Source organism: Arcobacter sp. AHV-9/2010 (assembly GCF_004116575.1).
Lineage (GTDB): Bacteria > Campylobacterota > Campylobacteria > Campylobacterales > Arcobacteraceae > Aliarcobacter > Aliarcobacter skirrowii.
Genome location: NZ_PDKH01000004.1, coordinates 70,543 through 96,305 on the forward strand (window position 1 = coordinate 70,543; position 25,763 = coordinate 96,305).

Here is a 25,763-nt window from a genome sequence, read left to right on the forward strand (position 1 = left end):
TATTGGAAAAATTATAGAGATATTAAAAAATAGCTTTCAAGTAGAAATTTGTGTTAGTAATGATGATTTTTTAGATCATATTAAGAATAAAAGCACTAATAAGAAGGCAATTTAGAGTATGAGATATTTAAAAAAGGAGACAAAAGTCCCCTTTTTTTATAAACTATTTTTAAATAGAGTATAGAATCCCCAAGCAAAATATACAATAGACCAAATAGATAAAATCCATAAAACAGCATTTGCCATAGTTGTAACTACTTTATCTTTTGAAGCATCAAAATACCCACTACTTTTTCCTACTTTCCAAGCAATTGTAGCTATAAAAGTAACACCAATACCACCTAGAGATAAAAATGTTAATAAAAACATAGTTATAGATGCCCACTCTATATTTAGAGTATAAGAGTAAATATCATAACCTAAATTATTCATTATGTTATATCTAATATATTCTCTAAAACCTGATATTAAAAGCAAAATAACAATAAAAATAGAAGTTGATATATAACTATTTTTAATATTTTTAGCTAATAAAATCAGAGTTAAAAATGAGATGCAAATCACAATAGAGAAAATATCAATTAATTTATCTATTGAATATGCCCAAACAATAAAAGATATCAAAGTTGATATTAGTCCAAATGTTGCAATTTTTTTACCTAAATTTTTCGTATAAATTATAAATGATTCATCAAAATTTTTATTTGATTTTAAAAAATCACTATAGTTTTGTAAAAATAATCCAAGTGTTGGAATACTTAATATCATAAAGAAGATATATCTAATAGTTTCTGGATGAAAATTTGTTCCAGAAGTATCAACAACTCCATTTGGAGCATACCACTGCATCCATTTATCAGGTTGAATTGCTTCAACAGCAAAAGTGTGCATGATTAAGCCACAAATTACTAAAAGTACAAAAGAGATAGTTCCTATTAAACCACTTATAAAACTTTGTTTCTTATTTGCATAATAGTACCAATAATAGATGCTATAAGCTACTAATAAACAGTAAATAAATATAACAACCCAAAGTCCTGATAGAGTATTTATTGTGTACCAGTTTGGATCATAAATTACTTGCGTAAATAGAAGTGGAGCAACACCTAAAACAATCAATAATGAAACACTAATCTTTCCCGTTTGTATTAGATGTGAAGTTAATATTTTCCAGTTATTATCACTTTTTTGTCTAATTCCACCATATAAAGATAAGCCTAAGCTTCCCAAAGATAAAAATACAAACAGAGCGTGTAGAGCCCAAGTTAATACATATAAAGCTTGAAAAACTACAGGATAAAAAGGAACCCCTGCTGGGTCTTGAAGTAGATTTAAAATTCCTGAATCCATTATTTCTCCTTTGGTAATTGTGATTCAATCCAAGTTGCCATTGCATCAAACTCTTCATCTGGAAGACTTATTTTTGGCATATAAGCAATTGCACCAGTTGCTAGTGAATATTGCATAAATGTTTTAATCATCTCTTTATTTTGACCAGTAAAATTTTTAAGTAGAGGTCTATATTTTCCAGTAGTTTCAAGTGAGTGACAATTTGAACAAGCGATTTTTGTAAGAAGTTCTCCCGCTTCTAATCTATTTTCATCTGTTATAGTTTTTAATCTATCTGGAATCCAAGGATTTACTTTTAATAATCCATGTTTTTCAATAATTTCAACCTCATTTTTGATATTTTTTCCAGGAACATCTCTTCCCATGATTTGATTACTATAAACATATTGTCCCACAACATAAGGTTTTCTAATACTCTCTCTTAGTTTTTCTCCAGGCCATAATCCAAAAATAGCTATAACAAATAACATAACAATAGCAAATGGTCTATTTATAAAGTTTGGTTTTAAAATAGCAATTGAAAAATAAGCTGAAAAAACTACTACTAAAACTACTTTTGTAGTCATAATATCTGGCATATAGATGCTTAATAATATTTTTGCATTTTCAGGAATTGTAGTCATGTACCACATAAAACAAACAACAGTTATAAATCCACCAATAAAACTTATAACTCCCATTTTTCTTATTAGTTCATTTCTTAACTCTTTATCACTTAATGATGAGGCAATAATAAGTCCAATAACCCCAGACATTAAAATCATAAATCCGATTCTTAAGAATAGGTGAGGGAAAGTTGTAAGTCCAAAAAAAGCATCACTAACAGAGCCTGTTTGATAAAAAGCATCGTTTCCTGGCCACATCATAAAACTAATAATTCCAATGATTAAAAACAGAGTTCCAACAGAAGCTAAGGCAAAAGCATAAGTGAGTTTTAGGTGAGTTTTTCTATCTATTTTATTTATAAAATAAACTAAAGCAAAAACCCCAACTACTTCAAATACAAAAAATACCCATTCAGTTGCCCAAACCCAAACAAAGTTGTGAATCAAAGCACTAATTCCTCTAGGACTAGCTGCTGTTGCAGTATACCAAATCCCTGGACCTGTAATTGAACCAACCACATAAGAAAAAATAAGTAAAAACATTCCATATTTTTTCATATATTCATACAGTTCAGGTCTATCTTCTTTATAAGCCTTATGTGCCAAAAAAGCAAATAGTAGTGCAGCTCCAACAGATGTGTGAGATGCTAAGATATGAATTGTTCCAGTTATTCCCATAATCCAAGCAGAGCCGATTTCTGGAAAATAAAAAAGTGGAAACATTCCAATTTGTTCCATTCTTTTCTCCTTTTTTAAATTTGTTTTTCTAAAAATGAAAAACTTATTGCTATATTAATGCTAGATTGTTAAGTTTGTGTTAAAAGTTTTGTAGTGGTCAATTTATTTTAGATTGTGACTTTTATCAGATTTGTAGGAGATGCTGATATTTTAATATAAATTGACCATTGAATAAAATTTTATTATTAAAGTGTTAATTTTGTGTTATGAGGTTGAATCATCTATTAATGATAAAGTTAAATATTATCTACAAACTCTTTCAAACTCTTTTTTTATCTCTTCTATATCTTCAATTCCAACAGATATTCGTATTAAATTTATTGGAAGTTCAATTTTTTCTAAAAACTCTTTACCGTTTTGGCTTGTTATTAAATCATAGTGAGCAAGATATGTATAAGGCATTAAAAGTGTAAATTCAGTTCCAAGGCTTGGACCTTTTGCAAAGTTTAGAGCATTGTAAATTTTTTCAAAATCATTTTTTATATAAATTGAGATTATTCCACAAATACTATTTTTATCAATCATTAAATCTTTGTAGTTTTCAAAATTCTCTTTGCTTAAACAAGAATAGACTTTTGATACATAAGGTAAAGTCTCTAAAAACTCTATTAGCTCTTTTGTATTTTGTGATATTTTTTTGACTCTTTTTTTATAATTTACAATTTCAATAGCCATTCTTTGCATATCTTTTATATATGGTTTGTCACTATGCTTGAAAAACTCATTTTTTATATGAGATATTTTAAAATTACTATTTAAAATTATTGCTCCCATTAAAACATCGGCATTTCCACAAGCAAATTTTGTTAAAGATTCAACAAAAATATCAGCATAGGGTTTTAAATTTAGGTTATATGGTGTTGCAAAAGTTGAATCTATTACTAAGACAATATTGTACTTATCGCAAAGCTCTCTTAATTTTTTTAAGTTTGAAGTTTTTACTAAAGGGTTTGTTGGAACTTCAGTTATTATTGATAAAACTCTATTTTTATTCTCTTCTAAATAACCTTCAAGCGATTTTAAATCTGTAACATCATAAAAAACTCTGCTCTCTTCAAAATAGTTGTTTACAATATTTGTAGTATCTAAATATAGCCATCCAAACTGTATTAAGATAGATTTTCCATTTCTTGCTTGAATATTTTTTAAACCTTTTAAAACACTATAAATAGCATTCATTCCAGATGGACTCAAACAAATATTCTCTTTTTTTTCACTATAAGCATTTGCTAGAGTATTTAAGATTATATCTTCACATAACTCTTTTTTTTCTAGCTCTTCTTTTTGAGTTTTTTCAATCAAACCTAGATTATATAGATAATCTTCAGCCAATCTTGAAGATAGATTGTATCCAACATATTGAATAAACTTTAAAACCTTTTTGTACTGTCTTCCTTTTAAAACTTTTATTACTCCAAAAGGCTCGTTAAACTCAAATTTGTTGTGAATAAAATATCTATTGCTTACAACTTCTACTGCTTTTTGGCTACTTAAAAGTATAAGTTCATACTCATTTGGAACTTCATACTTGTTTTTTAAAAAGTTTGATAAAAGTTTTAAATATGGATGAATCACAAATCTAGGATATGCAATAGTTATTTTTTCTAAAATTTGTGGTGTTTGCTCCTCATAATCTATAACATCTTGAAGTGTTGGCATAGAAGTTGATACTGCATGAATATTTTGTGGTGGTAAAGTTTCACCACAAATAATTGGTTGAAAAATAGAGTTCTTTATCATTTTATAGCTTCTAATAGATCCTCTTTTAAATCTTTTAAATTCTCAAAGCCAATAGAAAATCGCACCGTACTATCAGATATTCCAATTGCTTTTAACTCCTCTTTTGAAAAAGAGGCATGAGATATTTTAGAAGGTATTTCAACTCTACTATCAGCACTTCCAAAAGAGCATTTTTCTCCAAATATTTTTGCATTTTCTATAAACTTTTGCGCTAGTTCAATACTTTTAAAATCAGCACAAAAAACACTAGGAATTATCTTCATCTGTTTTTTTGCCAAAGCTCTTTGTGGATGTGATTTTAAAGCTGGAAATGTTACTTTTTCTATAAAATCTTGTTCTTCTAGCCATTTAGCAAATTTTTTTGCTAATTTCTCACTAGCTTTCATTCTAACTTTTAAGCTACTAATTCCAAGTGATATTAGATGAACATCAAGAGGATTTTGGTTTCTTCCTAAGGCATTTGAATAGTAGTGAAGTTTGTCTGAGTTCTCTTTGGTTTTTGCAACAATAGCACCTGCAATTACACTTCCGTGACCACTTATAAATTTAGTTGTAGAAAAGAGTGAAAAATCAGCCCCTAAATCAAGAGGTTTTTGGCTAATAAAAGTTGCAAGTGAGTTATCAACTGCAAAAAGAGAGTTATGTGCTTTACAAAGTTTTGATATCTCTTTTAAATCTATAATTTTTAAACCTGGATTTGTAGGACTCTCACATAAAACTAAATCAATACTATGTGTTTTTAAAATATGTTCAAGCATATTTAAATCTGTAAAATCTGTAAAGTTTACATTAATATTGTATTTTTCTTTAAATAGTTTTAAAAGTCTAAAAGTTCCACCATAACAATCAGCTTCAACCAAAATAGATGAGTTTGCTTTTAAAACAGTTTCAAATAGTAGTGAAACAGCTGCTATTCCTGTGTGCGTACAAACAGCTCCATAGCCATTTTCTGCAAAAGCAAAAAAGTTTTCAAGTGTAGCTCTTGTTGGATTATCGCTTCTTGTGTAATCATAAACTCTATCACCATTTTGGTTTTTTAAATCAAAAGTTGCTGTGTTGTATATTGGAAAGTGTGAAGAGTTTGTTGGCTCTTTAAAAGGTGCAAAATCTTTTAAGTGGCAAAGCATAGTTTCTAAACTTTTATTCATAAAAATCCTTAAATTGGCTAATTTTTGGCAAATTGTATCTAATATAAATTTAATCTTATTTGATACTTAAAAATATTATAAGTAAAAATTATAATAAACTATTTTGTTTAAAAAATAAAACTACTCAAGCTCTCTTACTCTTAAAAAAGATGCAAATTTTGGTTTACCATTTTTTGTAAAACCATAATATTTAAAAGTAATATTAGAGCCAATTTTTGGTGGATTTAACCTATCTTCTTTTTTAAATCCACCTCCTAAATTAAATATAGTTCCATTTTTTAGTTCTACTTTTAAACTTTTAAATGAGCCATCAATATTAAAATTGTGAGCTATTACTAAAGCCTCATCATCAAAAAACTCTTTTACTTTTAGTGAGTTTTGTGTTCTTCCACTCTCATAGGCTAAATTTGGATTTTTTATAATCACTCCTTCTGCACCATTTTTTAAAAGCTCTTGTAAAAAGCTATTTAAGTGATTTTCATCTTTGCAAACTATTTGAGGAATAATTTTTATGTATCTATTTGGATTTTTATTTAAATATTTTTCTAAAACAAGAATTCTATCTTTGAAATTTCCTTTTTGATTTGGAACTTCAAAAATATTGTAAGTTATATTTTCCCAATTTTTTGACTCTTGTTGGCTTAAAACTATGCTTTGAATATTTTCAAAATCACCTCTTTTTGTCCAAAGCTCTCCATCAAGCTCAAATGGTGGAAAATCTTTTGTAAACCAAGATGGTGCAAATATTTTGTTTTTATTTCTTGTAAATAGCTCTTTTCCATCCCAATATGCTCTAATACCATCTAGTTTTTCACTCATAAACCAACCATTGATATTCATACTTTTTTCATAAGTTGAAGGTTTTTGTAAATCAAAACTAAAAGAAAGAGTAAAAAGAAGTAACATATAAAATAAAATTCTCATAAATGCTCCTTGTTATTCATTTCTTAAACTATAACATAATTTGATTTTAGCTAGAATGTTTCAATTTTTTAAAAAAGGAAAAACTTGAGTAAAGAGATTTTAACAGAAGATGAAAAAAAGGTTTTATTAAGTTCTATTAGAACGGTTGAAGATTTTCCAAAACATGGTATTAGCTTTAAAGATATTACAACACTTTTGAACAATAAATATGCATTTGAACTACTTATGAGCCATCTTGAAGATAGATACAAAAAATATAATTTAGATTTTATAGCAGCAATTGAAGCAAGAGGATTTTTATTTGGAGCTGCACTTGCCTCAAGACTTAAAATTGGATTTGTGCCAATACGAAAAAAAGGAAAACTTCCAAGTACAACTTTGTGTGAAAAATATGAGTTAGAGTATGGTTTTGATGAGGTTGAAGTTCATTTTGATGCTTTTAGAGATCTTAAAAATCCAAGAGTTCTTTTAATGGATGATTTAGTTGTAAGTGGTGGAACAGCAATAGCAGCTGCAAATTTAATTGAGAAATTAGATGCCTCTTTAGTTGAAGCTTGTTTTATTTTAAATTTCTCTATCTTGCCTGGAAAAGCAAAGTTAGAAGAGAAAACTAAAGTTTATGCGGTGCTAGAGATATGAGTAACTATATTCCAAAAAAAAGTATATTTGATCCAAATGAGCTAGGTGAGTTTGGTGTTGGTGGTGAGTTTGGAATTTTTGGTGGGCAATATGTCCCTGAAACATTGATGCCTATTTTAAAAGAGCTAGAAGCTACTTATAGTAAATATAGATTTGATAAAGAGTTTTGGGCTGAGGTAAACTACTACTTAAAAGATTATGTAGGAAGAGAAAATCCACTATATTTTGCAAAAAATATAAGTGATGAGCTAGGTTGTAAAATATATTTAAAAAGAGAAGATTTAAATCACACAGGTGCTCATAAAGTTAATAATGTAATAGCTCAAGGATTATTAGCAAAAAAGATGGGAAAAACAAAAGTAATAGCTGAAACAGGAGCTGGGCAACACGGAGTTGCAACTGCTACAATTGCAGCTTTACTTGGACTTGAGTGTACTGTTTTTATGGGTGCAAAAGATGTTGCAAGACAAGAGTTAAATGTATTTAGAATGAAACTTTTAGGTGCTAAGGTTGTTGCAGTAGAAAGTGGTAGTAAAACTTTAAAAGATGCTATGAATGACGCTATTAGATATTGGGTTACAAACGCACGAGATACATTTTATATAATTGGAACTGTTGCAGGTCCACATCCTTATCCTATGATGGTGCGAGATTTTCAAGCAATTATTGGTTATGAATCAAGAAAACAGATACTTGAAAAAGAGAATAGACTTCCTGATTATGTAGTTGCATGTATTGGTGGTGGTTCAAACGCTATTGGTATGTTTTCGCACTTTTTAGAAGATAAAAGTGTTACTTGTGTTGGAATTGAAGCAGGGGGCTTGGGACTTGATACAGACAAACATGGAAGCTGTTTGGCTCTTGGAACTCCTGGAATTTTACACGGGCAGTGTTCATATTTGCTTCAAGATGAAGATGGACAAGTTTTAGAAGCTCATAGTATTAGTGCAGGGCTTGATTATCCAGGAGTTGGACCAGAGCATAGTTTTCACAAAGATAATAAAAGTGTAGTTTACGACAATATTACAGATAAAGAGGCACTTGATGCTTTTGTTTGGTTAAGTCAAAAAGAGGGAATTATTCCAGCATTTGAATCAGCTCATGCAATTGCATATTTAAAAAAAGCAAAAGATAAATTAAAAGATAAATTAGTAATTGTTTGTCTATCTGGTCGAGGAGATAAAGATATGATACAAGCAAAAAGTTTATTAGATTTTAAGTAAGGTAATAAATGAGAGAACTTTTTAGAAAAATTCAACCTTACACAGGAAAAATTTTCGCAGTAAGCTTGGTGCTGTTTTTATCTTTTCTTGCTTACAATTTGTATAATGCCCCTGTTGAAGGAGTTGAAGATAAATTTATATATCTACTTAGAAAATATGGTTATGTGATTCTTTTTGTATGGAGTATGCTTGAAGGTGAGATGGGACTTATTATGGCTGGACTTATGGCTCATGATGGCTCTATGAATGTTCTTATTGCTATTTTTGTAGCTGGTCTTGGTGGTTTTGCTGGAGATCAGGTATATTTTTATATTGGAAGATTCAATAAGGCTTCTGTTTTAAAAAGATTAAGAGGACAAAGAAGAAAGTTTGCTTTTGCCCATTTACTTCTTAAAAAACATGGTTGGCCAATAATTTTTACTCAAAGATATATGTATGGTATGCGAACAATTATTCCAATCTCTATAGGACTTACAAGATATGATGCAAGAAAATTTGCATTTATAAATTTAATTAGTGCTTGGTGTTGGGCTACTATTACAATTGTTCCTGTTTGGTATTTTGGAAATGAGATTATGGTTGTACTTCATTGGGCAAAAGAGCATTGGTATATGGCAATTCCACTTGCTATAATTTTAGGTGGTGGAATAATATATTATTTTAATAAAGCAACAAAAAAAATTGAAAAAAGGGTTATGAATGAAGATTAATATTGTAGAAATTTCAAAAGATAAAGAGTATGATTTAGAGATTATCTTAATAGATGATTTAAAAAAAGTTAAGAGCAAAGAGGATAAAGAGCTTTTAGAAAAACTTGATTTTAAAGCAAAAGATGAGTCATCTATTTTATTGGCAGAAAAAAGAAAAATCTATGTTGGTTTTGAAGATTATAGTTATGATAGTTTAGCTATTGCAATTTCAGCTGCTATAAAAAAGTTTAACTCTACAAAATTTAAAAGTGCAAAACTTCTATTAAATAAAGAGTTAGAGAATAACTTTAAGGCTTTAGTTGAAGGCTCTATTTTGGGTTCATACAGTTTTAATCACTATAAAAGTGAAAAAGATGATAAAAAACAAGAGTTATATTTTGTAGTTGAAAAAAGATGTGAAAATTTAAGTGATATTTTAAAAGAGTCACAAATTATTGCAAATGCAGTTAATAAAGCTAGAGATATGGTAAACACAGCACCTGCTGATTTTACTCCAAAAAGTTTTGTAAAAGAGGCTGAAATTATTGCAAAAGAGTTTGAGCTTGAGTATGAAATTTTAGGAGAAAAAGATTTAGAAAAACAAAAAATGATGTCTATGCATAGTGTTGGAAGAGCTAGTGTTCATGAGTCTCAACTAATACATCTAAAATATAGACCAAAAAAAGCTAAAGGAAAAATTGTTCTTGTAGGAAAAGGACTTACATATGATAGTGGTGGTCTATCTTTAAAACCAGCTGATTTTATGGTAACAATGAAAGCTGATAAATCAGGTGCAGTTGCTGTTTTAAACACTATAAAAGTAATAGCAGAGCTTAAACTTAATGTTGAGGTTCATGCAATTATAGGTGCTGTTGAAAATATGATTGGTGGAAATGCTTATAAACCTGATGATATTTTAACTGCTAAAAATGGAAAAACAATTGAAGTGCGAAACACAGATGCTGAAGGAAGATTGGTATTAGCTGATTGTTTATGTTATGCTCAAGATGAGATTAAAGATTTTGATTATATCTTTGATTTTGCAACTTTAACAGGTGCTTGTGTTGTAGGACTTGGTGAATATACAACAGGAATTATGGGAAATAGTGAAGAGTTAAAACAAAAAGCTCTTGAAGCCTCTTTAAATAGTGGTGAGTATGCAACTAAACTTGATTTTAATAGATATTTGAAAAAGTGTATTAAATCTGAAATAGCAGATGTTTGCAATATTTCAAACACTAGATATGGTGGAGCTATAACAGCTGGAATGTTTTTAGATAACTTTATTTATGAAGAGAATAAAAACAGATGGGTACATTTTGATATAGCAGGACCTGCATTTGTTGAAAAAGCTTGGGGATATAATCCTTATGGAGCGAGTGGAACAGGTGTTAGAATGGCTGTAGAGTTTATAAAAAATTTAGCTAAATAACTAAGAGCAAAAAGCTCTTAGTTTATTTGGTATTGAACAGGTACTTCAAGACTTAGATTTGATTTATTATCTAATTTTGACATCAACTCATTTGGAATTGGATCAAAAGAGCCAATTTTTTCTAAGAGATTAATTGTTGCTTTATCTAAAGTTTTATATTTAGAGTTTTCAATAATTCTTATATTTGTAATCTTTCCATTTAATAAAACATCAAAAGCAATTTTAACAACTCCTTGATGATGAAGTCTTTTTGCATTTCTTGGGTATGTTTTATATCTTTCAATAGTATTTTTTATTTTTCCTAGATATAAATCTTCAATTTCGGCAGCTTTTACTTGATTTTCTAAATCAGCAGTTGTAATTTTCTCTTGAACCTCTTTTTTCTCTACAATCTTTTTAGGCTCTTTTTTTGGTTTTGTATCTTTTTTTGGTTTTTGTTTTTTAATCTCTTTTTTTACAACTTTTTTTGCTGGTTTTTCAATTATTTTTTCAACAATCTCTTCTTCAACAATCTCTTCAATAACTTTTTCTTGAATTGGAATATTACTTAAAGAGATTTTTGTAACAGTGTGAACATCTTTTTTAATATCAACTGTTTTATGAGTATTTGAAAAAGATATAAAAATAGGAGCTGCAATAGCAAGATATATAGTAGAACTAATAAAAAGTGATTTTATATATCTATTATTTTTCATCTTTACTTCTTTGTTACAATTGAGACATTTGAGAATTGATTTTTCTTTAACATATCTAAAACATTTACAAAGTGTTCAAACTTTGTCTCTTTGTCTGTATGAAGATGAATTGGAGTCTCTTTTTGCTTTCCTAAAAGTTCAAGCTCAATATTTTGAATTGCCATTTGAATCTCATCAAGATATAAAACTCCAGCATTATCAATAACAATTACAACTTCTTTGTCACTTTTTAATTTACTAGATGTTTGACTATTAGGTAAATTTACAGGAATAATTCCTTTAGTTATAAATGTAGAAGTTAATAAAACTATTGCCAGAAGAACTAATAGTACATCAATAAAAGGAATTACATTGATTGAATCATACTTCTGTAGCTTCATAATTACTTTCCAAAACTTCAGCAAATCTACTTAAAATATTATATAAAACCATAGAAACAATTGCCACAACCAAACCAACAGCAGTTGCTTTAAGAGCAAGTGCTAAGCTCTCCATAATTTTTGCAGCATCAATATCTCCACCACCACCCATTGTCATAAATGTAAGCATAATTGCTAATACAGTTCCCAAAAGTCCAATATATGGAGAGTTTGATGCAATAGTTCCTATAATTGTAAGATGTTTTGTTAAGGCAATATCTAATGATTTTTTTGTTTTATATGAGTTTACATCTATTTTTTTATAAAATATAACTCTTTCAATAAAGAAAAAAACAGCAACAAAACTCATAACTACTAAGACTCCTATTACACCATAATCAACTAAGTGTTTTAATTTTTCAATATCATCAAACATAAACTATTTCCTTAAAAATTTTTTGGAATCGTACCATAATATTGATAATAATTATCTTAAAGAACTCTTAAGTTTAATAATTGTTAAAATATGGTTAAAATATAGTCTTTATAATACCATTTTTAAAATCAAACTAAGGAAATATATTGAGAAAGCTATTTATATTTTTACTAACTTTTACCTATTTATTTGCAAATGAAGATGGCTTGGAAATACTAAAAGATGATAAAAAAGAGTATAGAAAACTAGACAAAGAGTCAATTTTAAAAAAGTATGATTACTCTAAAAATAGTTGGATTGGAACGATTAATTTAGATGCCTCAATAAGCACAACACACCCTTTTGATAAGTCAAAGGATGATAACTATTCAAAACAAGCATCAATTGGTTTTACACAATCACTATTTGAATCAGGTGGAATTTGGTCAAAAATAGATAAAGCTAAAAGCACTTTTGATTATGATTTACTATCTTGGGAAAATGAAAATAGTGAACTTTTATTATCAATTTATGGCACTCTTTTAGAGATTAAAAAACTAAAGTATCAACAATTTCAAAGTAGAATCAAATATGAGAATAAAGATATAGAGCTCATTATTAAAAAAATCCAATATGAAGCTGGAAAAAGTGATATTATAGAGTTAAATAATGCAGTTATGAGTAAAAACATTGCATATAGAGATGTTATAAGTGTTGAAAATAGTTTAAAGCAAAAAGAGCTAGAACTTGCTAAATATACAGATTTAAAATATGAAAACATAGAGATATTAGATTTTAAACCAATATCAAAAGAGGATTTTTTACAAAAGAATTTTTCACTACTAAAAGAGGATGCAAGAGTTGCTATTTTAAATAGTAGTTATAAAATAGATAGATCAAACTATCTTCCAAAACTAACTTTAAATGCAAATGCTAGATACTCAAATACAAAAGATGATTTTAATAATATGTTAAGTGATACTAGAAAAGAGGATTCGCAATCAACTGCATCTTTAAACTTCTCTATGCCTTTGTTTGATTACAATATGTCTTCAAAGCTTCAAGAGTCAAAAATAGAGGTTTTAAAACAGCAGGTATATTTAAATGATTTAAAAAATGATATAAAATCTGATTTTGAGCAAATTTTAACAAAAATTGATACTTACGAAAAAATCTCAAAAAGTATTGATGATAATATAAAATTGTATGAGGATTTAATAAAAGCAAATAGGGTATCAAATCAAGCTGGAATGACAGCAAGTTATGATTTAGAGATTTTAGAAAATAGTAAAAAAATAAATGAGTATGATTTGTTAATAAATGATATAAATATTCTTCAAGAGTATTCAAAATTATATTTTAAAATAAGAGGCTAGAATGAGTGATTTAAAAGATGAATTAGATAAATATGCAACAAAAAGTAATAAAAAAAGATATATAGTCATAGCTTTGATACTAATCATAGTTTTGGCATTAGTTTTAATAAAAATTTTTACTTCACAAAGTGATTTTTCAAAAGTAGAGTATGTAACTAAAAGGGTTGAAAAAGGAGATTTATCTGTAGTTGTAACTGCAACTGGAAATCTAAATCCTACAAATAGTGTTGAAATAGGTATAGAGGTATCAGGGACTATAAAAGAGATATTTGTAGATTATAATGATGAGGTAAAAGTAGGGCAGGTATTAGCTGTTTTAGATACAGTAAAACTTCAATCTCAAGTAGATAGTTCAAAAGCAGCTCTTGCAATTTCAAAAGCAAATTATAAAGAGAGTGAAGTAAATTTAAGAAACAAAAAATTAACTTATGAAAGAGTTCTTAAAATGTTTGAGGATTCAGATGGAAAATACCCTTCAAAAAATGAGTTAGATGATGCAAAATTTGCCTACGAAGCAGCACAATCTTCTCTTGAAGCTTCAAAAGCAAGAGTTATGCAAGCTGAGTTTAATTTAAAAACAGATGAACAAAATCTAAAAAAAGCATATGTAAGATCTTCAATTGATGGAATAGTATTAAACAAAGATGTAGAGATTGGTCAAACTCTAGCAGCAACTATGTCAGCTCCAAAACTTTTTACTTTGGCAAAAGATTTAAGAAATATGGATTTAATAGTTAGTATTGATGAAGCTGATGTTGCAGAGATTAAAAAAGATTTGCCTGTTACTTTTACAGTTGATGCATATGCAAATAGAACTTTTAAAGGTAAGATAAAACAAGTAAGATTAAATCCAATTAACTCAAATGGGGTTATTACATATGAGAGTGTTGTTGAGGTTCATAATGAAGATTTGCTTTTAAAACCAGGAATGACAGCAACTGCAAAAATTGTTACAAAAGATAGTAAAGATAAGATATTGGTTCCAAATAGTGCATTAAGATTTAAACCAAAAATTGATGAGGCAAAAAGAGTTGCTATGATGGGACCTAGTAGAAGACCTCAAGGAGCAGTTACAAAAGATTTAGATAAAAAAGAGTTTTCGCCTATTTATAAATTAGAGAATGGTGAGCTAAAAAGAGTTATGGTAAAGATTTTAGATACAGATGGAAAATCTTCTGCAATTGAGTCAAAAGAGTTAAATATTGGTGATGAGGTAATAATTTCACAAAAGAGTATTAATGGAAAATAAAGAACCAATTATTGAGTTTAAAAATATTGTAAAAAGTTATGGGAGTGGAAACAATATTACTCATGCTTTAAATGGTGTTGATTTAAAGATATACAAAGGGGAGTTTGTTGCAATTATGGGTGCTAGTGGAAGTGGTAAATCAACTTCTATGAATATGATTGGGTGTTTAGATAAACCAAGTAGTGGAGAGTATCTTTTTAATGGTATAAATGTTGAGAAGTTAAATAGAGATCAAATGGCACTTTTAAGAAGAAACTATTTGGGATTTGTTTTTCAAGGATTTAACCTTTTAGGAAGAACAACTGCTTTAGAAAATGTTGAATTACCTTTAATTTATAGAGGAGTTACTTCTAAAAAAAGAGAAGAGTTGGCAATTGAAGCTTTAAAAAAAGTGGGACTTCAAAGTGTTATAAAACATACTCCCTCAGAGCTAAGTGGTGGACAGCAACAGCGTGTTGCAATAGCAAGAGCAATTGTAACAAATCCTTTAGTGCTCCTTGCAGATGAACCAACTGGAAATCTTGATAGTATTAAAAGTGTTGAGATTATGGAGCTTTTGAAAAATTTAAATGAAGAGTCAAATATAACTATTGTTATGGTAACTCACGAAGAGGATATGGCTAAATATGCTAATAGAATAATATATTTTAGAGATGGAAATATAGAAGATAGTTTAAAAAAAGGTTATAAATAATGTTAGAAAATGCCTTTTTAATAGCAATAAAAGAGATAAGAAGAAATATTTTAAGATCTATTCTTACAATTTTAGGAATAGTAATAGGAGTTGCTTCTGTTATTGCTATGGTTATGATTGGAGATGGGACAACACAAAGTGTAAAAGATAGCATTACTAAACTTGGAAGTAATATGCTAACGCTTAGAGTTGGTCAAGAAAGAAGAGGAGTTCCAAGAGAGGATAATAGTGCAAAACCATTTAAAAACGAAGATATAGTGGCTATTAAAAATGAAGTTGCAAATATTAAAGGAGCAACAACTGAAGGCTCTTTGAGAATGAATATTGTATATGGAAATAAAAGTCACACAGCAACTGTTGTTGGAACTGATAATGACTACTTTATAATCAAAGATTGGCAACTTGAAGATGGAAGAGTTTTTGATGATAGTGAGCTTATAACTGGAAAATCATCTTGCATTATTGGAACAACTATTCAAAAACAGCTCTTTGGTGATGAAAATCCAATTGGAACAAACATAAGAGTTAAAAATTTAACTTGTAATGTAATAGGAGTTTTAAGTTCAAAAGGAGCAGCTGCTTTTGGAAATGATCAAGATGAGATAGTAATAGTTCCAACAAATATGTTTCAAAGAAAGATTTTGGGTAAAAAAGATGTTTCATCAATAATAATTTCAATTACACAAGAGCAGTTTATAGAAGATGCAAAAACTGAGATTACATCTTTAATGCAAGAAAGAAGAGGTGTTAAAATAGGAGAAGCTGATAATTTTCATATAAGAGATATGAAAGATATACTAAATACTATGACAAATACTACAAAAATGCTTACATATTTGCTAGGTTCAATTGCTGCAATTAGTTTGCTTGTTGGTGGAATTGGAATTATGAATATTATGCTTGTATCTGTAACAGAGCGAACTAGAGAAATAGGTACAAGACTTGCAATTGGAGCTATGGAGAAAGAGGTTTTGATGCAGTTTTTAGTAGAGGCTGTTGTTTTATCAACTTGGGGTGGAATTATTGGAGTATTTTTGGGATTATCAATTGGATATGGCGTTGTAAATTTACTTGATTTACCATTTATTATAAATTATCAAATTATTTTTATAGCATTTATATTTTCAACTTTAATTGGTGTTGTTTTTGGATATTTTCCAGCAAGAAAAGCTGCAAGATTAAATCCAATTGAAGCATTAAGATATGAGTAGATTAAAATATTTATTTTTTGATATAGTTTCAAAAATTATTTTTAGGAGAGATTTTGATAAAGGCAAAATTAAAACATTTTTTTGAGATAGTTCTTCAAGGATTATTTTGGGTACTTCCAATAGCACTTATTACTATAGTAGTCTTTTGGTTGTTTGGAAAGATAGATTTTTTGGTAAATGGTGTTTTAGATTTTGTTGGAGTTGATGCAGATTCAAATCCTGTTTTTTGGTTTTTTGTTGTATGTTTTGTTTTTCTTTTTTTACTATATATTGTAGGTCAATTTATAGAGACAAGAGCTCTTAGTTATACAGAAAAATTTTTGAATAAAATCCCAGGATATTCAACAATAAAGGATATTGTAGGAATTTTTAACTCTTCAAAAAAAGGGGAGAGAAAAGTTTTGGTTGTTGCTATTAGAGGTTTTGGAAATAATTCATATAATATTGGGCTTATGTACTCTCAAAAACAAAGTATTATAAAAGATTACTATACTGTAACATTATCTCAAACTCCTATTCCAAATGGTGGATATATGTTTGAAGTTCATCAAGATAATATTTTTGTAATAGAAGAGGCGACTTTTGATCATAATTTACAATATCTTCTATCTATGGGTGTTAAAAGTTTGGCTGATATTTTAAAAATTGAGCCAAAAAATTTAGAGGATTTAAAGAGTTTAAAAGAGTGGTTAAAAAAAGATTAAATTTTAAACCTCTTTTAAAGCTTTTAATTTAAAACTAAATCTGTGAATATTGGATCTTCCAAACTCTTTTATAGCATCAACATGAGCTTTTGTGCCATAACCTTTATGCTTTTTAAAGTTATATTCTGGATAGTTTGCTGAGATAGAATCCATAAATCTATCTCGGCTTACTTTTGCTAGGATTGAAGCAGCACTTACCTCTTTATATTTTGCATCTGCTTTTATCTCTTTTTGAAGATTTTCTATACCAAAATTGGTATTTCCATCCATTAAAAAAGAGCTTGCATCATTTTGTAAAGTTTGCATAATCTCTAAAATTGACTCTTTTATACAAAAAGATATTCCTAAATCATCTATTTGTTTGGCACTTTTAAAAACAATATGATATTTTGATTTTTCTAATATCTCATCAAAGAGTTTTTCTCGTTTTTTTTCGCTTAAAACTTTTGAATCTGCAAGGTTTTGTATATCTTCTAATAAAATAACACCAGCAACAACCAAAGGACCAGCAAGTGGTCCTCGTCCTGCTTCATCAATACCACAAAGCATTAATTACTGTTTTGCATGTCTTGAAGACATTCTAAACTCTCTTCTTTTTAAAGCGTCGTTATATCTTCTTTTATCATCTTCAGTTATAAGTTCAAGTTTTGGAACTGGCATTGGAACACCATTTTCATCAACTGCAACCATTGTAAAGTAGCACACATTTGTATTTTTTATTGTGTGATCTTTTATATCTTCAGAGATAACTTTTATTCCAATCTCCATAGATGTTCTTCCTGTATAGTTTACAGAAGCGTGAAATGTAACTAGTGAACCAATTTTTATTGGATTTTTAAATAGCACCATATCAACAGATAAAGTAACTGCATAATGCCCTGAATATCTAGCTGCACAAGCATAAGCAACTTGATCAAGCATCTTTAAAATCTCACCACCGTGTACATTTTTTCCAGAGAAGTTTGCTTTTTCTGGAGTCATTAACATTGTCATAGTAAGAGATTTTTCTCTTTTAGTATTTTCGTTCATTTTTTACCTCAAAAATTAAATAATTTGGTATTGTATTTTAATTTAATCAAGATAATCTTAATTAAGTTTGTTTTAATTAATAAAATCAGATTAGCTTGAAAAAAAGTAACAAATTTTACTTAATAATATGACCAACAAATTTAGACATATTATTTAAAATTTTACCACCTCTTCTAAATCCTAAGCCACAAGCTTCGTAAGCATAAAAAACTCCAGCTTGATAACACTCCCCTTTAGAATCTTTTACAAAATCTACATACTCTTGGAAAATTGATTTGTGACCATCATACTCACCACCATTTTCAATCTCAACGCTTCCATCACTATTTACAATTTTGATATTTGCACCTTCTCTTCCAAAAGCCTTTTTCTCAACATATTTTTTACCAACAAGTGGTTCAAAAGAGGTTTCAAGCAGTAGTGGATGATTTGGGAATAAATCCCATAAAATTTTCATAAATGCTTTTGATTGAAATATTAAAGTGTAAGCTGGATTAAAAATAATAGCTCTTTTCTCTTTTATAATCTCTGTTAAAATAAGTGCTAATTCACTCTCTTGTATTGCTATATCTTCCCAAGGAATTAGTTTAAACCAAAACTCAAATAGCTCATCATCTTTAAATATTCCATCATCACTAAAATTAACATTTTCTATAAACTCAAAATCTGTATTAAAACCAGCTTCATTTGCAATATGTTGAAGTAGTTTTGTAGTATTTATATCTTCACTTGAGCTTGAGATACTAGAAAATAGTATCTTCCAACCAAGCTTTGAATAATACTCATCAAATTTTTCAATATCACTATCTAAAGTGATGATTCTTTTGAAGTTATCTTTTAAGGCATCATATAAATTATTAAATTGACTGCTCTCATCTAAACCATTTCTTTTAAGCATTGCCCATTGAATTATTGCTGTTTCAAAAAGAGAAGTTGGTGTATCTGCATTAAACTCAATTAATTTTATAGGTTTACCATCAACTCCACCTGCTAAATCAAATCTTGAGTACAAATGCCAGTGAACATCATTTTCCCATGACTCTTTAATTATTTCAACCAAATTAAAAGGGATATTTAACTCATGAAATAACTCATTATCAATCACATATTGAGCAGCTTCAGTCATCATATCGTAAAGTTCATTTGTAGCATCATAAAAAGCTTCAGCTTCCTCTTCACTAATTACTACTAACTCATTTGCAATATATGAGCTCTCATCACTATCTGTATGCCATGTAAAACCTATTGATTCTAAATATTTATTATCAAGCGCTTCTATCTTTTCTAGTCTCATTTTTAGCTTCCAAAACTTGATGAATTTGTTGTTTTATTTGTATTATTGCCACCAAAAAATCCACTCTTTTTTTGTGAACCTGTATTTGAAGTAGCTGGTTTATTAAATGAACTTTGAGATTTGCTATATGTTTGAGGAGATTTATATTGTGCTGCTTTTTGGTTTTGGAAATTTTGGTTATTAAATAGTTTATTTCCAAGCCAAGAACCAATCATTGCTCCAGCAATTGAAGATAATAAAACTCCACCAAGTCCCATTCCACCACTACTCATCTCTGGATTTGTAAGAGGTGAAGTTCCAGCATCTATTTTTGCCTCCTCTTCTTTAACAAGTTTATCTATTTCTGATTGAGATAAAATTCTCTCACTTCCATCAGGGCTTCTTAAAACTATTGTTGTTTTAGATGCTGGAAACTCATCTGCAATTTTGTAATTTCCACTTGCATCTTGTTCAACTATAACAAATGCCCCTTGTTGTTGAGAAGCTTCTGATATAGTATTGTTTGAAGATTGATTTTGATTTGAGTTGTTATTACAAGCTGTTAAACCTAAAATTAAAAAGCTACTAAGTCCACTTACTTTTGCAATATCTTTTAATTTTTTAAAATTTTTATTCTTCATCTTATCCTCTCTTTGTTACTTTTTTAGATTTAGTTTTCTTAGGTTTCTTAACCTTTTCCTCTCTTTTTTTTGCCTCAAATTTTTTATCTTTGATTGTTTTTTGCTGTTTTGCTTTAACTCTTGGTTTTTTCTCTTTTGTAGCAAATCCATCAAGTTCATATTTTTTTACACTAAGAATTAACTCTTTTTCGATCTCAGCAAAAAATTTATAATCTTTTACACTTAAAAATGTAATTGCAAGACCATCATTTCCAGCTCTTCCAGTTCTTCCAACTCTATGAGTAAAGTCATCAATACTTTGTGGAAGTGCAAAGTTTATCACACAAGGAAGATTTTCTATATCAATTCCTCTTGCAGCAATATCAGTTGCTACTAAAACTCTTAGCTCTTTTTCTTTAAATTTTCTAAGTGCTAAGGCTCTTGTACTTTGTCTAACATCGCCATGAATACAAGCAGCTTTTAAACCATCAAGATTTAAATTCTCAACCAAAGTATCGGCTTGTGATTTTTGATTTACAAAAACTAAAGCTTGAGATATATTTTTTGAACCAATAAAGTATGATAAAGCTTCAAGTTTTCTATCCTCATCAACTAAAATAGCCTCATGAGTAATATTTTTTACATTTGATCTTTGAGTAGTAACTTCAATAACAACAGGATCATTTAAAAACTGTTTTGCCAAAGTTTTTACAGTTGAGTTTATTGTTGCACTAAACATAGATATCTGTCTATTTTTACCAATATAAGGCAAAATTTGCTCCAAATCTTTTAAAAATCCCATATCAAGCATTACATCTAACTCATCAATAACTACCTTTGTAACACTTGATAGATTTATTGAATTCTCTTTTATATGCTCAAGAAGTCTTCCAGCTGTTGCAACTGCTATATCAACACCATTTGATAACTTTTTTGCTTGTAAATTTTTACTCTCACCACCCAATATTGATACAGTTTTAACATCCATATATTTTGAGTAATTTTCAATAGATTTTACAATTTGTTTTGCTAACTCTCTTGTTGGAGCAACTATTAATGCTCTTAAAACTCTATTTTTACCAAGCTCTTGATCTTTTAATATTGATTCTAAAATTGGTAAAATAAAGGCACAACTTTTACCAGTTCCACTTTGAGAAATACCAATAATATCTCTACCTTTTATTGCTATTGGAATAGCTTTTTCTTGAATAGGTGTCAAAGATTCATAGTTTAAATCAGAAATTGCTTTTAAAATCTTTTCGTTTAAATTTAGTTTTGAAAAATTTTCTATAATTTGTCCTTTTTGAAAAATAGGTATATATTTTATCAAAATATTTATACCATTTTGCTTTATTTAAATTATTGCATTTTGTAATATTTTTATTAATATTAAATTATTTTGGTTATAATCAGCAAATTTTTTAAAGAAAAAGGGTTTTTAAATGGGCTTTAATCTAAATGATAAGCAACTAAGAATTAGATATATAAGAGTAACAGAGAAGTTTTTGACTAGAACAATCTCTTTATTAAAACTTGAAAATTTTAATAAAGAGATTTTTTTAAAAAGAACATTTAAAAACTATGAAGATATGTGTAAAACTCCAAAAGTTGAGTTATATTCAGATTATTACTCAAGTGTAGATAACTTTATAAAAAAAACATTAGAGTTTGCAAAAAATCCAAGTGAAAGCTTTGAAGATGAGAGAGCAACTTTATTAAAAGATGCAAATTTGCTTCAAAAAGAGAAAAATAAAGCTACATACAAAAAAGAGAAACATAAAAAAGATAGATTTGATGATGGAAACTAATCAAAAAAGCTACAAACTAAGCGGAGTTTTAAAAAAAGTTCTCTATAAAAATGAAGAGAATAGATATATTATTGCTGTTTTAGAAAATAATCAAAAAATTTGTGGAACATATTTTGATGCAAATATAGAAAAGTTTGTTGGAGAGGAGATTGAACTTAGTGGAAATTGGATAACTCATAGTAAATATGGTGTTCAATTTGAGTTTGATACTTTGCAGATAAAAGATAATGAACTCTATTTTTTTCTTACTAAAATAGTAAAAGGTTTTACAAAAAAAGCCGCAAGTGAGATTTTAGAAAAATATGGTGAAGCAAAATTAATAGAGATTTTAGAGAATAATCCAAATGAACTTTTAAATTTTAAAGGGATAAAAGAGAAGAAGTTAAAGACTATTTTGGACTCTTGGCATCAATTTAAACACTTAAGAGAGTTGGGAAGTTTTTTGGGTAAGTTTGGTGTAACTGCAAATTTAATTACAAAAATCTACTCAACATTTAATTTAGTTGATAATTTAATAGAAAAAATAAAAGAAAACCCATATATCTTAACAAACATAAAAGGTATTGGTTTTAAAAGAGCAGATGAGATTGCAAAAGCTTTAGGTATTGATCCAAAATCACCTTTTAGAATAAAATCTTGCTTAAACTACACTTTAAAAGAGTATTGTGATAATAATGGAAACTCATCAATTGATAAATTTCATCTGTACAAACTTCTTGATGATAGTTTGAGATTTTCAAAACAAGATGAGTTATATGAGAATGTTTTAGTTGAGATGTTGGCAAAAGAGGAGATATATAAGACAAGTGAAAATAGAGTTGCTCTATCAATGTTATATTTTGCAGAGCGAAGCATTTTAGAGTTTTTTAATAGAAGAAAAAATGACAAGAATAGAAAAATTGTTGATAATTTTGAAGAGTATTTAGATAAAAAAGAGAGTAGTTTAGGTTTTATTTTAAGTGATGAACAAAAAAAAGCAGTTGAACTTATAAATAGTGGAGATAAGACTCTATTTTTAATAGGTTATGCAGGAACTGGAAAATCAACTTCAAGTAGGGCAATTTTAGAGCTTCTTGAAGAGATTGTCTCTTATGATGATATTATAACTATTGCACTTTCAGGAATTGCAAGTCAAAGAATAAGTGATACAACAGGATATAACTCAAGCACAATTCAAAGCCTTCTAATGAAGCACAAAGAGAGAGATTTTTTCCCATATAAAGTTATCTTATTAGATGAAGCATCAATGGTAAACTCTGTAACTTTTTATCAAATTATCTCAAAAATTAGTGATGATACAATTTTTATTATTGTTGGAGATGATGGACAATTACCTGCAATTGGAGCTGGAAATATCTTAGCTGATAGCATAAAATATGAGTTAGCACCAATTTGTAAACTTACAAAAATTTATAGACAAAATGAGAATCAAGCAATAGCAGTAATTGCAAATGATATTAGAAAAGGTGAGTTACCAAACTACAAAGAGGATTATGAAGATTTTAAATTTATTGATGTATCTATTAAAAACTATTATGGTGTTAAAAATTCACTAAATCAAAATGAGTTTTTTGATTTAAGAGTTGAAAATAGTGAGTATATTTTAAATACTATTTTAAATATTGCAAGTGATTATATTGTTCAATACTATGATTATATAAAAGCAAAAAATATAAGTAAAGCTTTGACTCTTTTTCAAGTAATAACTCCTATGAAAGCTGGAATATTAGGGGTTGATAATCTAAATATTGAACTTCAAAGATTGTTTAATCATACAAAAAATAGAAGTTTAAAAATAAAAGAGATGGAGTACAAACTAACTGATAAAGTAATTCATATAAAAAATGAGAATATGAAAGCACAAACCATGAGTATGTACAAATCAAATTCAAGTGAATATATGGAAAGAAGAGTCTATAATGGACAGTTAGGACTTATAATCAAACTTGATTTTGATGAGCAAAAGTGTGTTGTGTTGTATCCAAATGATGATATGGTAGTTTTTTATGATTTTGATAATATTAGCTCACTTCTAAATTTGGCATACTGTTTAACAATACACAAAACTCAAGGAATGGAGTATGAAAATGCACTAATTCCAATGAGTTTTTCACACTACATAATGCACAATACAAAACTTCTTTACACTGCAATTACAAGAGCTAAAGATATGTGTTTTATTGTTGGAGAGGAGGAGGCTTTTAAAAGTGCTTGTAAAAAAATAGAGATAACAAAACGAGAGAGTGTAATAAATGATTTGCTAGATAGTAAAATAGAAAAAGAGCAAAACGATACACTAAGCATAACACTTTAAATAACATACAAGCAAGATTTCTGTATCATAATAGCTAAAAATTTTAATGAGGATTTATATTTATGATAACTTGGATGCAAAGACATAAAAAGTGGTTGGTTATTACTATTTGGATTAGTACTATTGCCTTTGTTGGTGCTGGATTCGTTGGTTGGGGATCATATAACTATGGTTCAAAAGGATCAGTAGTAGCAACTATAGGAGATAAAGAGATAAATTTTGAAGAGTTAAATAAAGAGTATTCAAGTTTATATGGACAATATGCACAACTATTTGGAGATTCATTTAATCAAGAGTTAGCAAAGCAATTAAGACTTGAAGATATTGCTTTATCTCAACTTTTACAAAAAAAATTACTTTTAGTTTATGGTGAAGATTTAGGTTTAATTACAACTGATGAAGAGATAGCTAAAGAGATTTTAAAATATGAAGAGTTTAAAGTTGATGGTAAATTTAGTAAAGATCAATATGTAAAAGTTTTAGCTCAAAATAGAATTACACCACAAGAGTTTGAAAATAGCCTAAAAGATACAATACTTTTTCAAAAAATTCAAGCAATTTTCTCTTTAAATGTTAGTGATAATGAGCTGGAAAATATTGGTAAGCTTCTATTTATTGAAGATGATATTGAATATAAAATTTTATCAATAGATGATATAAATGTAAAAATTGATGAGAGTATAGCAAAAGAGTATTTTAAAAATAATAGTTCAAACTACAATAGCACTCCTAGTTTTGAATTAGAGATTAAGAAGTATGATATTAAAAATAGCAATATAAAAGAAGATGAGATTTTAAAATATTATGATAGATTTAAACTTGATTATAGATTTGAAGATGGAAAACTTAAATCTTTTGAAGAGGCAAAAGATGAAGTTATTGCTGATTTAAATGAGAATGAATCAAAAAAAGAGGCTTTAAATTTATATTTAAAACTTAAAAAAGGTGAAGAGAGTTTTGATTCAAAAAGAGTTTATGCAGAAGATAAAATACCTTTTTCAAGTGAAAATATAGAGAAGATTTTAGAGCAAAAAGAGGGAGATATAACAAGACCATTTTTAGAAAAAGATAGTTTTTATATTGTAAAAGTTGTTAAAAAAATTCCTTCAAAACCACTTACTTTTGAAGAGGCAAAAACTATGGTTTTTGCTGACGCTTTACTTGATAAAAAACATGAAGTTTTAGATTCAAAAATAGATAAAGAGCTAACAAACTTTAAAGGGAGTATTGTAAAAAATATTAATCGAACAAGTATTTCAAAAATTAAAGGTTTAAGTCAAGACGAAGCTCAAGAGTTTTTAAATGCTCTTTTTGTAACAACTTCAAAAGAGTCTTCTATTAAGTTTGATGACAAAGCTGTTATGTTTAGAGTAGTTGACTCAAGATTAAAAAATTATAGTGAACAAAATTCAAATTTAGTTAAGCAAGAGATAGGAAGTTTGGTTGAAAATGAGCTTTTAACTAATCTTCTAAAAAAATTAGAACAAAAGTATGAGATTAAAACTTATATGCAAAATAAGGAGTAGAA

At 28.1% G+C, this 25,763-nt stretch carries 25 protein-coding genes; 12 read left to right on the forward strand and 13 right to left on the reverse strand.

All coding sequences use genetic code 11. The features are described from left to right. Nucleotides 1–156: 156 nt before the first annotated feature. From CRU94_RS07670 to CRU94_RS07690, 5 genes are all read right to left on the reverse strand, one after another. Nucleotides 157–1,350, reverse strand: coding sequence for a hypothetical protein (locus CRU94_RS07670; protein WP_129106197.1), 1,194 nt, complete (start codon nucleotides 1,348–1,350; stop codon nucleotides 157–159). After that, complete coding sequence (locus CRU94_RS07675) at nucleotides 1,350–2,693, reverse strand: c-type cytochrome (RefSeq protein WP_129106198.1); 1,344 nt, start codon at nucleotides 2,691–2,693, stop codon at nucleotides 1,350–1,352. The genes CRU94_RS07670 and CRU94_RS07675 overlap by 1 nt, the downstream gene beginning before the upstream one ends. 243 nt (nucleotides 2,694–2,936) lie before the next feature. Further along, nucleotides 2,937–4,433 carry an aminotransferase class I/II-fold pyridoxal phosphate-dependent enzyme gene (locus CRU94_RS07680; RefSeq protein WP_258237428.1) on the reverse strand — a complete coding sequence of 499 codons (1,497 nt, stop codon included), beginning with the start codon at nucleotides 4,431–4,433 and terminating at the stop codon, nucleotides 2,937–2,939. After that, complete coding sequence (locus CRU94_RS07685) at nucleotides 4,430–5,581, reverse strand: trans-sulfuration enzyme family protein (RefSeq protein ID WP_129106199.1); 1,152 nt, start codon at nucleotides 5,579–5,581, stop codon at nucleotides 4,430–4,432. The genes CRU94_RS07680 and CRU94_RS07685 overlap by 4 nt, the downstream gene beginning before the upstream one ends. Nucleotides 5,582–5,701: 120 nt before the next feature. Beyond that, nucleotides 5,702–6,505, reverse strand: coding sequence for a DNA ligase (locus CRU94_RS07690; protein WP_129106200.1), 804 nt, complete (start codon nucleotides 6,503–6,505; stop codon nucleotides 5,702–5,704). Between the two features lie 84 nt (nucleotides 6,506–6,589). Here CRU94_RS07690 and CRU94_RS07695 point away from each other — a divergent pair, with 84 nt between their 5' ends. Genes CRU94_RS07695 through CRU94_RS07710 form a run of 4 tightly spaced genes read left to right on the forward strand, consistent with a single transcriptional unit; the run spans nucleotide 6,590 to nucleotide 10,488 of the window. Beyond that, nucleotides 6,590–7,144 carry an adenine phosphoribosyltransferase gene (locus CRU94_RS07695; protein WP_129106201.1) on the forward strand — a complete coding sequence of 185 codons (555 nt, stop codon included), beginning with the start codon at nucleotides 6,590–6,592 and terminating at the stop codon, nucleotides 7,142–7,144. Beyond that, nucleotides 7,141–8,367 carry a tryptophan synthase subunit beta gene (trpB, locus tag CRU94_RS07700; RefSeq protein WP_129106202.1) on the forward strand — a complete coding sequence of 409 codons (1,227 nt, stop codon included), beginning with the start codon at nucleotides 7,141–7,143 and terminating at the stop codon, nucleotides 8,365–8,367. Before CRU94_RS07695 ends, trpB begins: the two co-directional genes overlap by 4 nt. An 8-nt stretch (nucleotides 8,368–8,375) precedes the next feature. Then, the gene (locus tag CRU94_RS07705) at nucleotides 8,376–9,077 is read left to right on the forward strand and encodes a DedA family protein (protein ID WP_129106203.1); all 702 of its coding nucleotides are present in this window, start codon (nucleotides 8,376–8,378) and stop codon (nucleotides 9,075–9,077) included. Beyond that, nucleotides 9,067–10,488, forward strand: a complete 1,422-nt coding sequence (locus tag CRU94_RS07710; protein ID WP_129106204.1) for a leucyl aminopeptidase — start codon at nucleotides 9,067–9,069, stop codon at nucleotides 10,486–10,488. The genes CRU94_RS07705 and CRU94_RS07710 overlap by 11 nt, the downstream gene beginning before the upstream one ends. A 17-nt stretch (nucleotides 10,489–10,505) precedes the next feature. On the opposite strand, the gene CRU94_RS07715 is transcribed toward CRU94_RS07710, so the two are convergent. From CRU94_RS07715 to exbB, 3 genes are read right to left on the reverse strand one after another with little or no spacing between them, the layout of a single operon-like run. Further along, nucleotides 10,506–11,183 carry an energy transducer TonB gene (locus tag CRU94_RS07715; RefSeq protein ID WP_129106205.1) on the reverse strand — a complete coding sequence of 226 codons (678 nt, stop codon included), beginning with the start codon at nucleotides 11,181–11,183 and terminating at the stop codon, nucleotides 10,506–10,508. Nucleotides 11,184–11,185: 2 nt separating this feature from the next. Further along, nucleotides 11,186–11,563: a biopolymer transporter ExbD gene (locus tag CRU94_RS07720; protein ID WP_129106206.1), complete on the reverse strand. Its 378-nt coding sequence runs from the start codon at nucleotides 11,561–11,563 to the stop codon at nucleotides 11,186–11,188. Further along, the gene (exbB, locus tag CRU94_RS07725; RefSeq protein ID WP_129106207.1) at nucleotides 11,544–11,978 is read right to left on the reverse strand and encodes a TonB-system energizer ExbB; all 435 of its coding nucleotides are present in this window, start codon (nucleotides 11,976–11,978) and stop codon (nucleotides 11,544–11,546) included. The genes CRU94_RS07720 and exbB overlap by 20 nt, the downstream gene beginning before the upstream one ends. A 146-nt stretch (nucleotides 11,979–12,124) precedes the next feature. Here exbB and CRU94_RS07730 point away from each other — a divergent pair, with 146 nt between their 5' ends. From CRU94_RS07730 to CRU94_RS07750, 5 genes are read left to right on the forward strand one after another with little or no spacing between them, the layout of a single operon-like run. Next, nucleotides 12,125–13,333 carry a TolC family protein gene (locus CRU94_RS07730; RefSeq protein ID WP_129106208.1) on the forward strand — a complete coding sequence of 403 codons (1,209 nt, stop codon included), beginning with the start codon at nucleotides 12,125–12,127 and terminating at the stop codon, nucleotides 13,331–13,333. Between the two features lies 1 nt (nucleotide 13,334). Beyond that, on the forward strand, nucleotides 13,335–14,582 hold the full coding sequence (locus CRU94_RS07735) for an efflux RND transporter periplasmic adaptor subunit (protein ID WP_129106209.1): 1,248 nt from the start codon (nucleotides 13,335–13,337) through the stop codon (nucleotides 14,580–14,582). After that, nucleotides 14,572–15,276, forward strand: a complete 705-nt coding sequence (locus tag CRU94_RS07740; protein WP_129106210.1) for an ABC transporter ATP-binding protein — start codon at nucleotides 14,572–14,574, stop codon at nucleotides 15,274–15,276. Before CRU94_RS07735 ends, CRU94_RS07740 begins: the two co-directional genes overlap by 11 nt. Next, the gene (locus CRU94_RS07745; RefSeq protein WP_129106211.1) at nucleotides 15,276–16,487 is read left to right on the forward strand and encodes an ABC transporter permease; all 1,212 of its coding nucleotides are present in this window, start codon (nucleotides 15,276–15,278) and stop codon (nucleotides 16,485–16,487) included. Before CRU94_RS07740 ends, CRU94_RS07745 begins: the two co-directional genes overlap by 1 nt. A 53-nt stretch (nucleotides 16,488–16,540) precedes the next feature. After that, a complete protein-coding gene (locus tag CRU94_RS07750; protein ID WP_258237429.1) occupies nucleotides 16,541–17,191 on the forward strand; it encodes a DUF502 domain-containing protein in 651 nt (216 codons plus the stop codon). A 3-nt stretch (nucleotides 17,192–17,194) separates the two neighbouring features. Here CRU94_RS07750 and CRU94_RS07755 read toward each other — a convergent pair whose 3' ends face one another. The 5 genes from CRU94_RS07755 to CRU94_RS07775 form a co-directional block, all read right to left on the reverse strand. Beyond that, entirely contained in the window at nucleotides 17,195–17,740 is a 546-nt protein-coding gene (locus tag CRU94_RS07755) for a ribonuclease HII (protein ID WP_129106213.1), read from the reverse strand. Nucleotides 17,741–17,743: 3 nt separating this feature from the next. After that, nucleotides 17,744–18,220, reverse strand: a complete 477-nt coding sequence (locus tag CRU94_RS07760) for an acyl-CoA thioesterase (protein WP_066161359.1) — start codon at nucleotides 18,218–18,220, stop codon at nucleotides 17,744–17,746. A 115-nt stretch (nucleotides 18,221–18,335) separates the two neighbouring features. After that, nucleotides 18,336–19,514, reverse strand: coding sequence for a glutathionylspermidine synthase family protein (locus CRU94_RS07765; protein WP_129106214.1), 1,179 nt, complete (start codon nucleotides 19,512–19,514; stop codon nucleotides 18,336–18,338). Between the two features lie 2 nt (nucleotides 19,515–19,516). Continuing rightward, nucleotides 19,517–20,134 (reverse strand): UPF0323 family lipoprotein, encoded by a 618-nt coding sequence (locus tag CRU94_RS07770; protein WP_129106215.1) that lies wholly within the window; start codon nucleotides 20,132–20,134, stop codon nucleotides 19,517–19,519. A 1-nt stretch (nucleotide 20,135) separates the two neighbouring features. Continuing rightward, entirely contained in the window at nucleotides 20,136–21,443 is a 1,308-nt protein-coding gene (locus tag CRU94_RS07775; protein ID WP_258237430.1) for a DEAD/DEAH box helicase, read from the reverse strand. Between the two features lie 112 nt (nucleotides 21,444–21,555). Here CRU94_RS07775 and CRU94_RS07780 point away from each other — a divergent pair, with 112 nt between their 5' ends. From CRU94_RS07780 to CRU94_RS07790, 3 genes are all read left to right on the forward strand, one after another. Beyond that, nucleotides 21,556–21,921 (forward strand): hypothetical protein, encoded by a 366-nt coding sequence (locus tag CRU94_RS07780; RefSeq protein WP_129106216.1) that lies wholly within the window; start codon nucleotides 21,556–21,558, stop codon nucleotides 21,919–21,921. Further along, nucleotides 21,911–24,235, forward strand: a complete 2,325-nt coding sequence (locus CRU94_RS07785; protein ID WP_129106217.1) for an AAA family ATPase — start codon at nucleotides 21,911–21,913, stop codon at nucleotides 24,233–24,235. The genes CRU94_RS07780 and CRU94_RS07785 overlap by 11 nt, the downstream gene beginning before the upstream one ends. Nucleotides 24,236–24,297: 62 nt before the next feature. Next, nucleotides 24,298–25,761 carry a peptidylprolyl isomerase gene (locus CRU94_RS07790; RefSeq protein WP_129106218.1) on the forward strand — a complete coding sequence of 488 codons (1,464 nt, stop codon included), beginning with the start codon at nucleotides 24,298–24,300 and terminating at the stop codon, nucleotides 25,759–25,761. The last annotated feature ends 2 nt before the right edge of the window (nucleotides 25,762–25,763 follow it).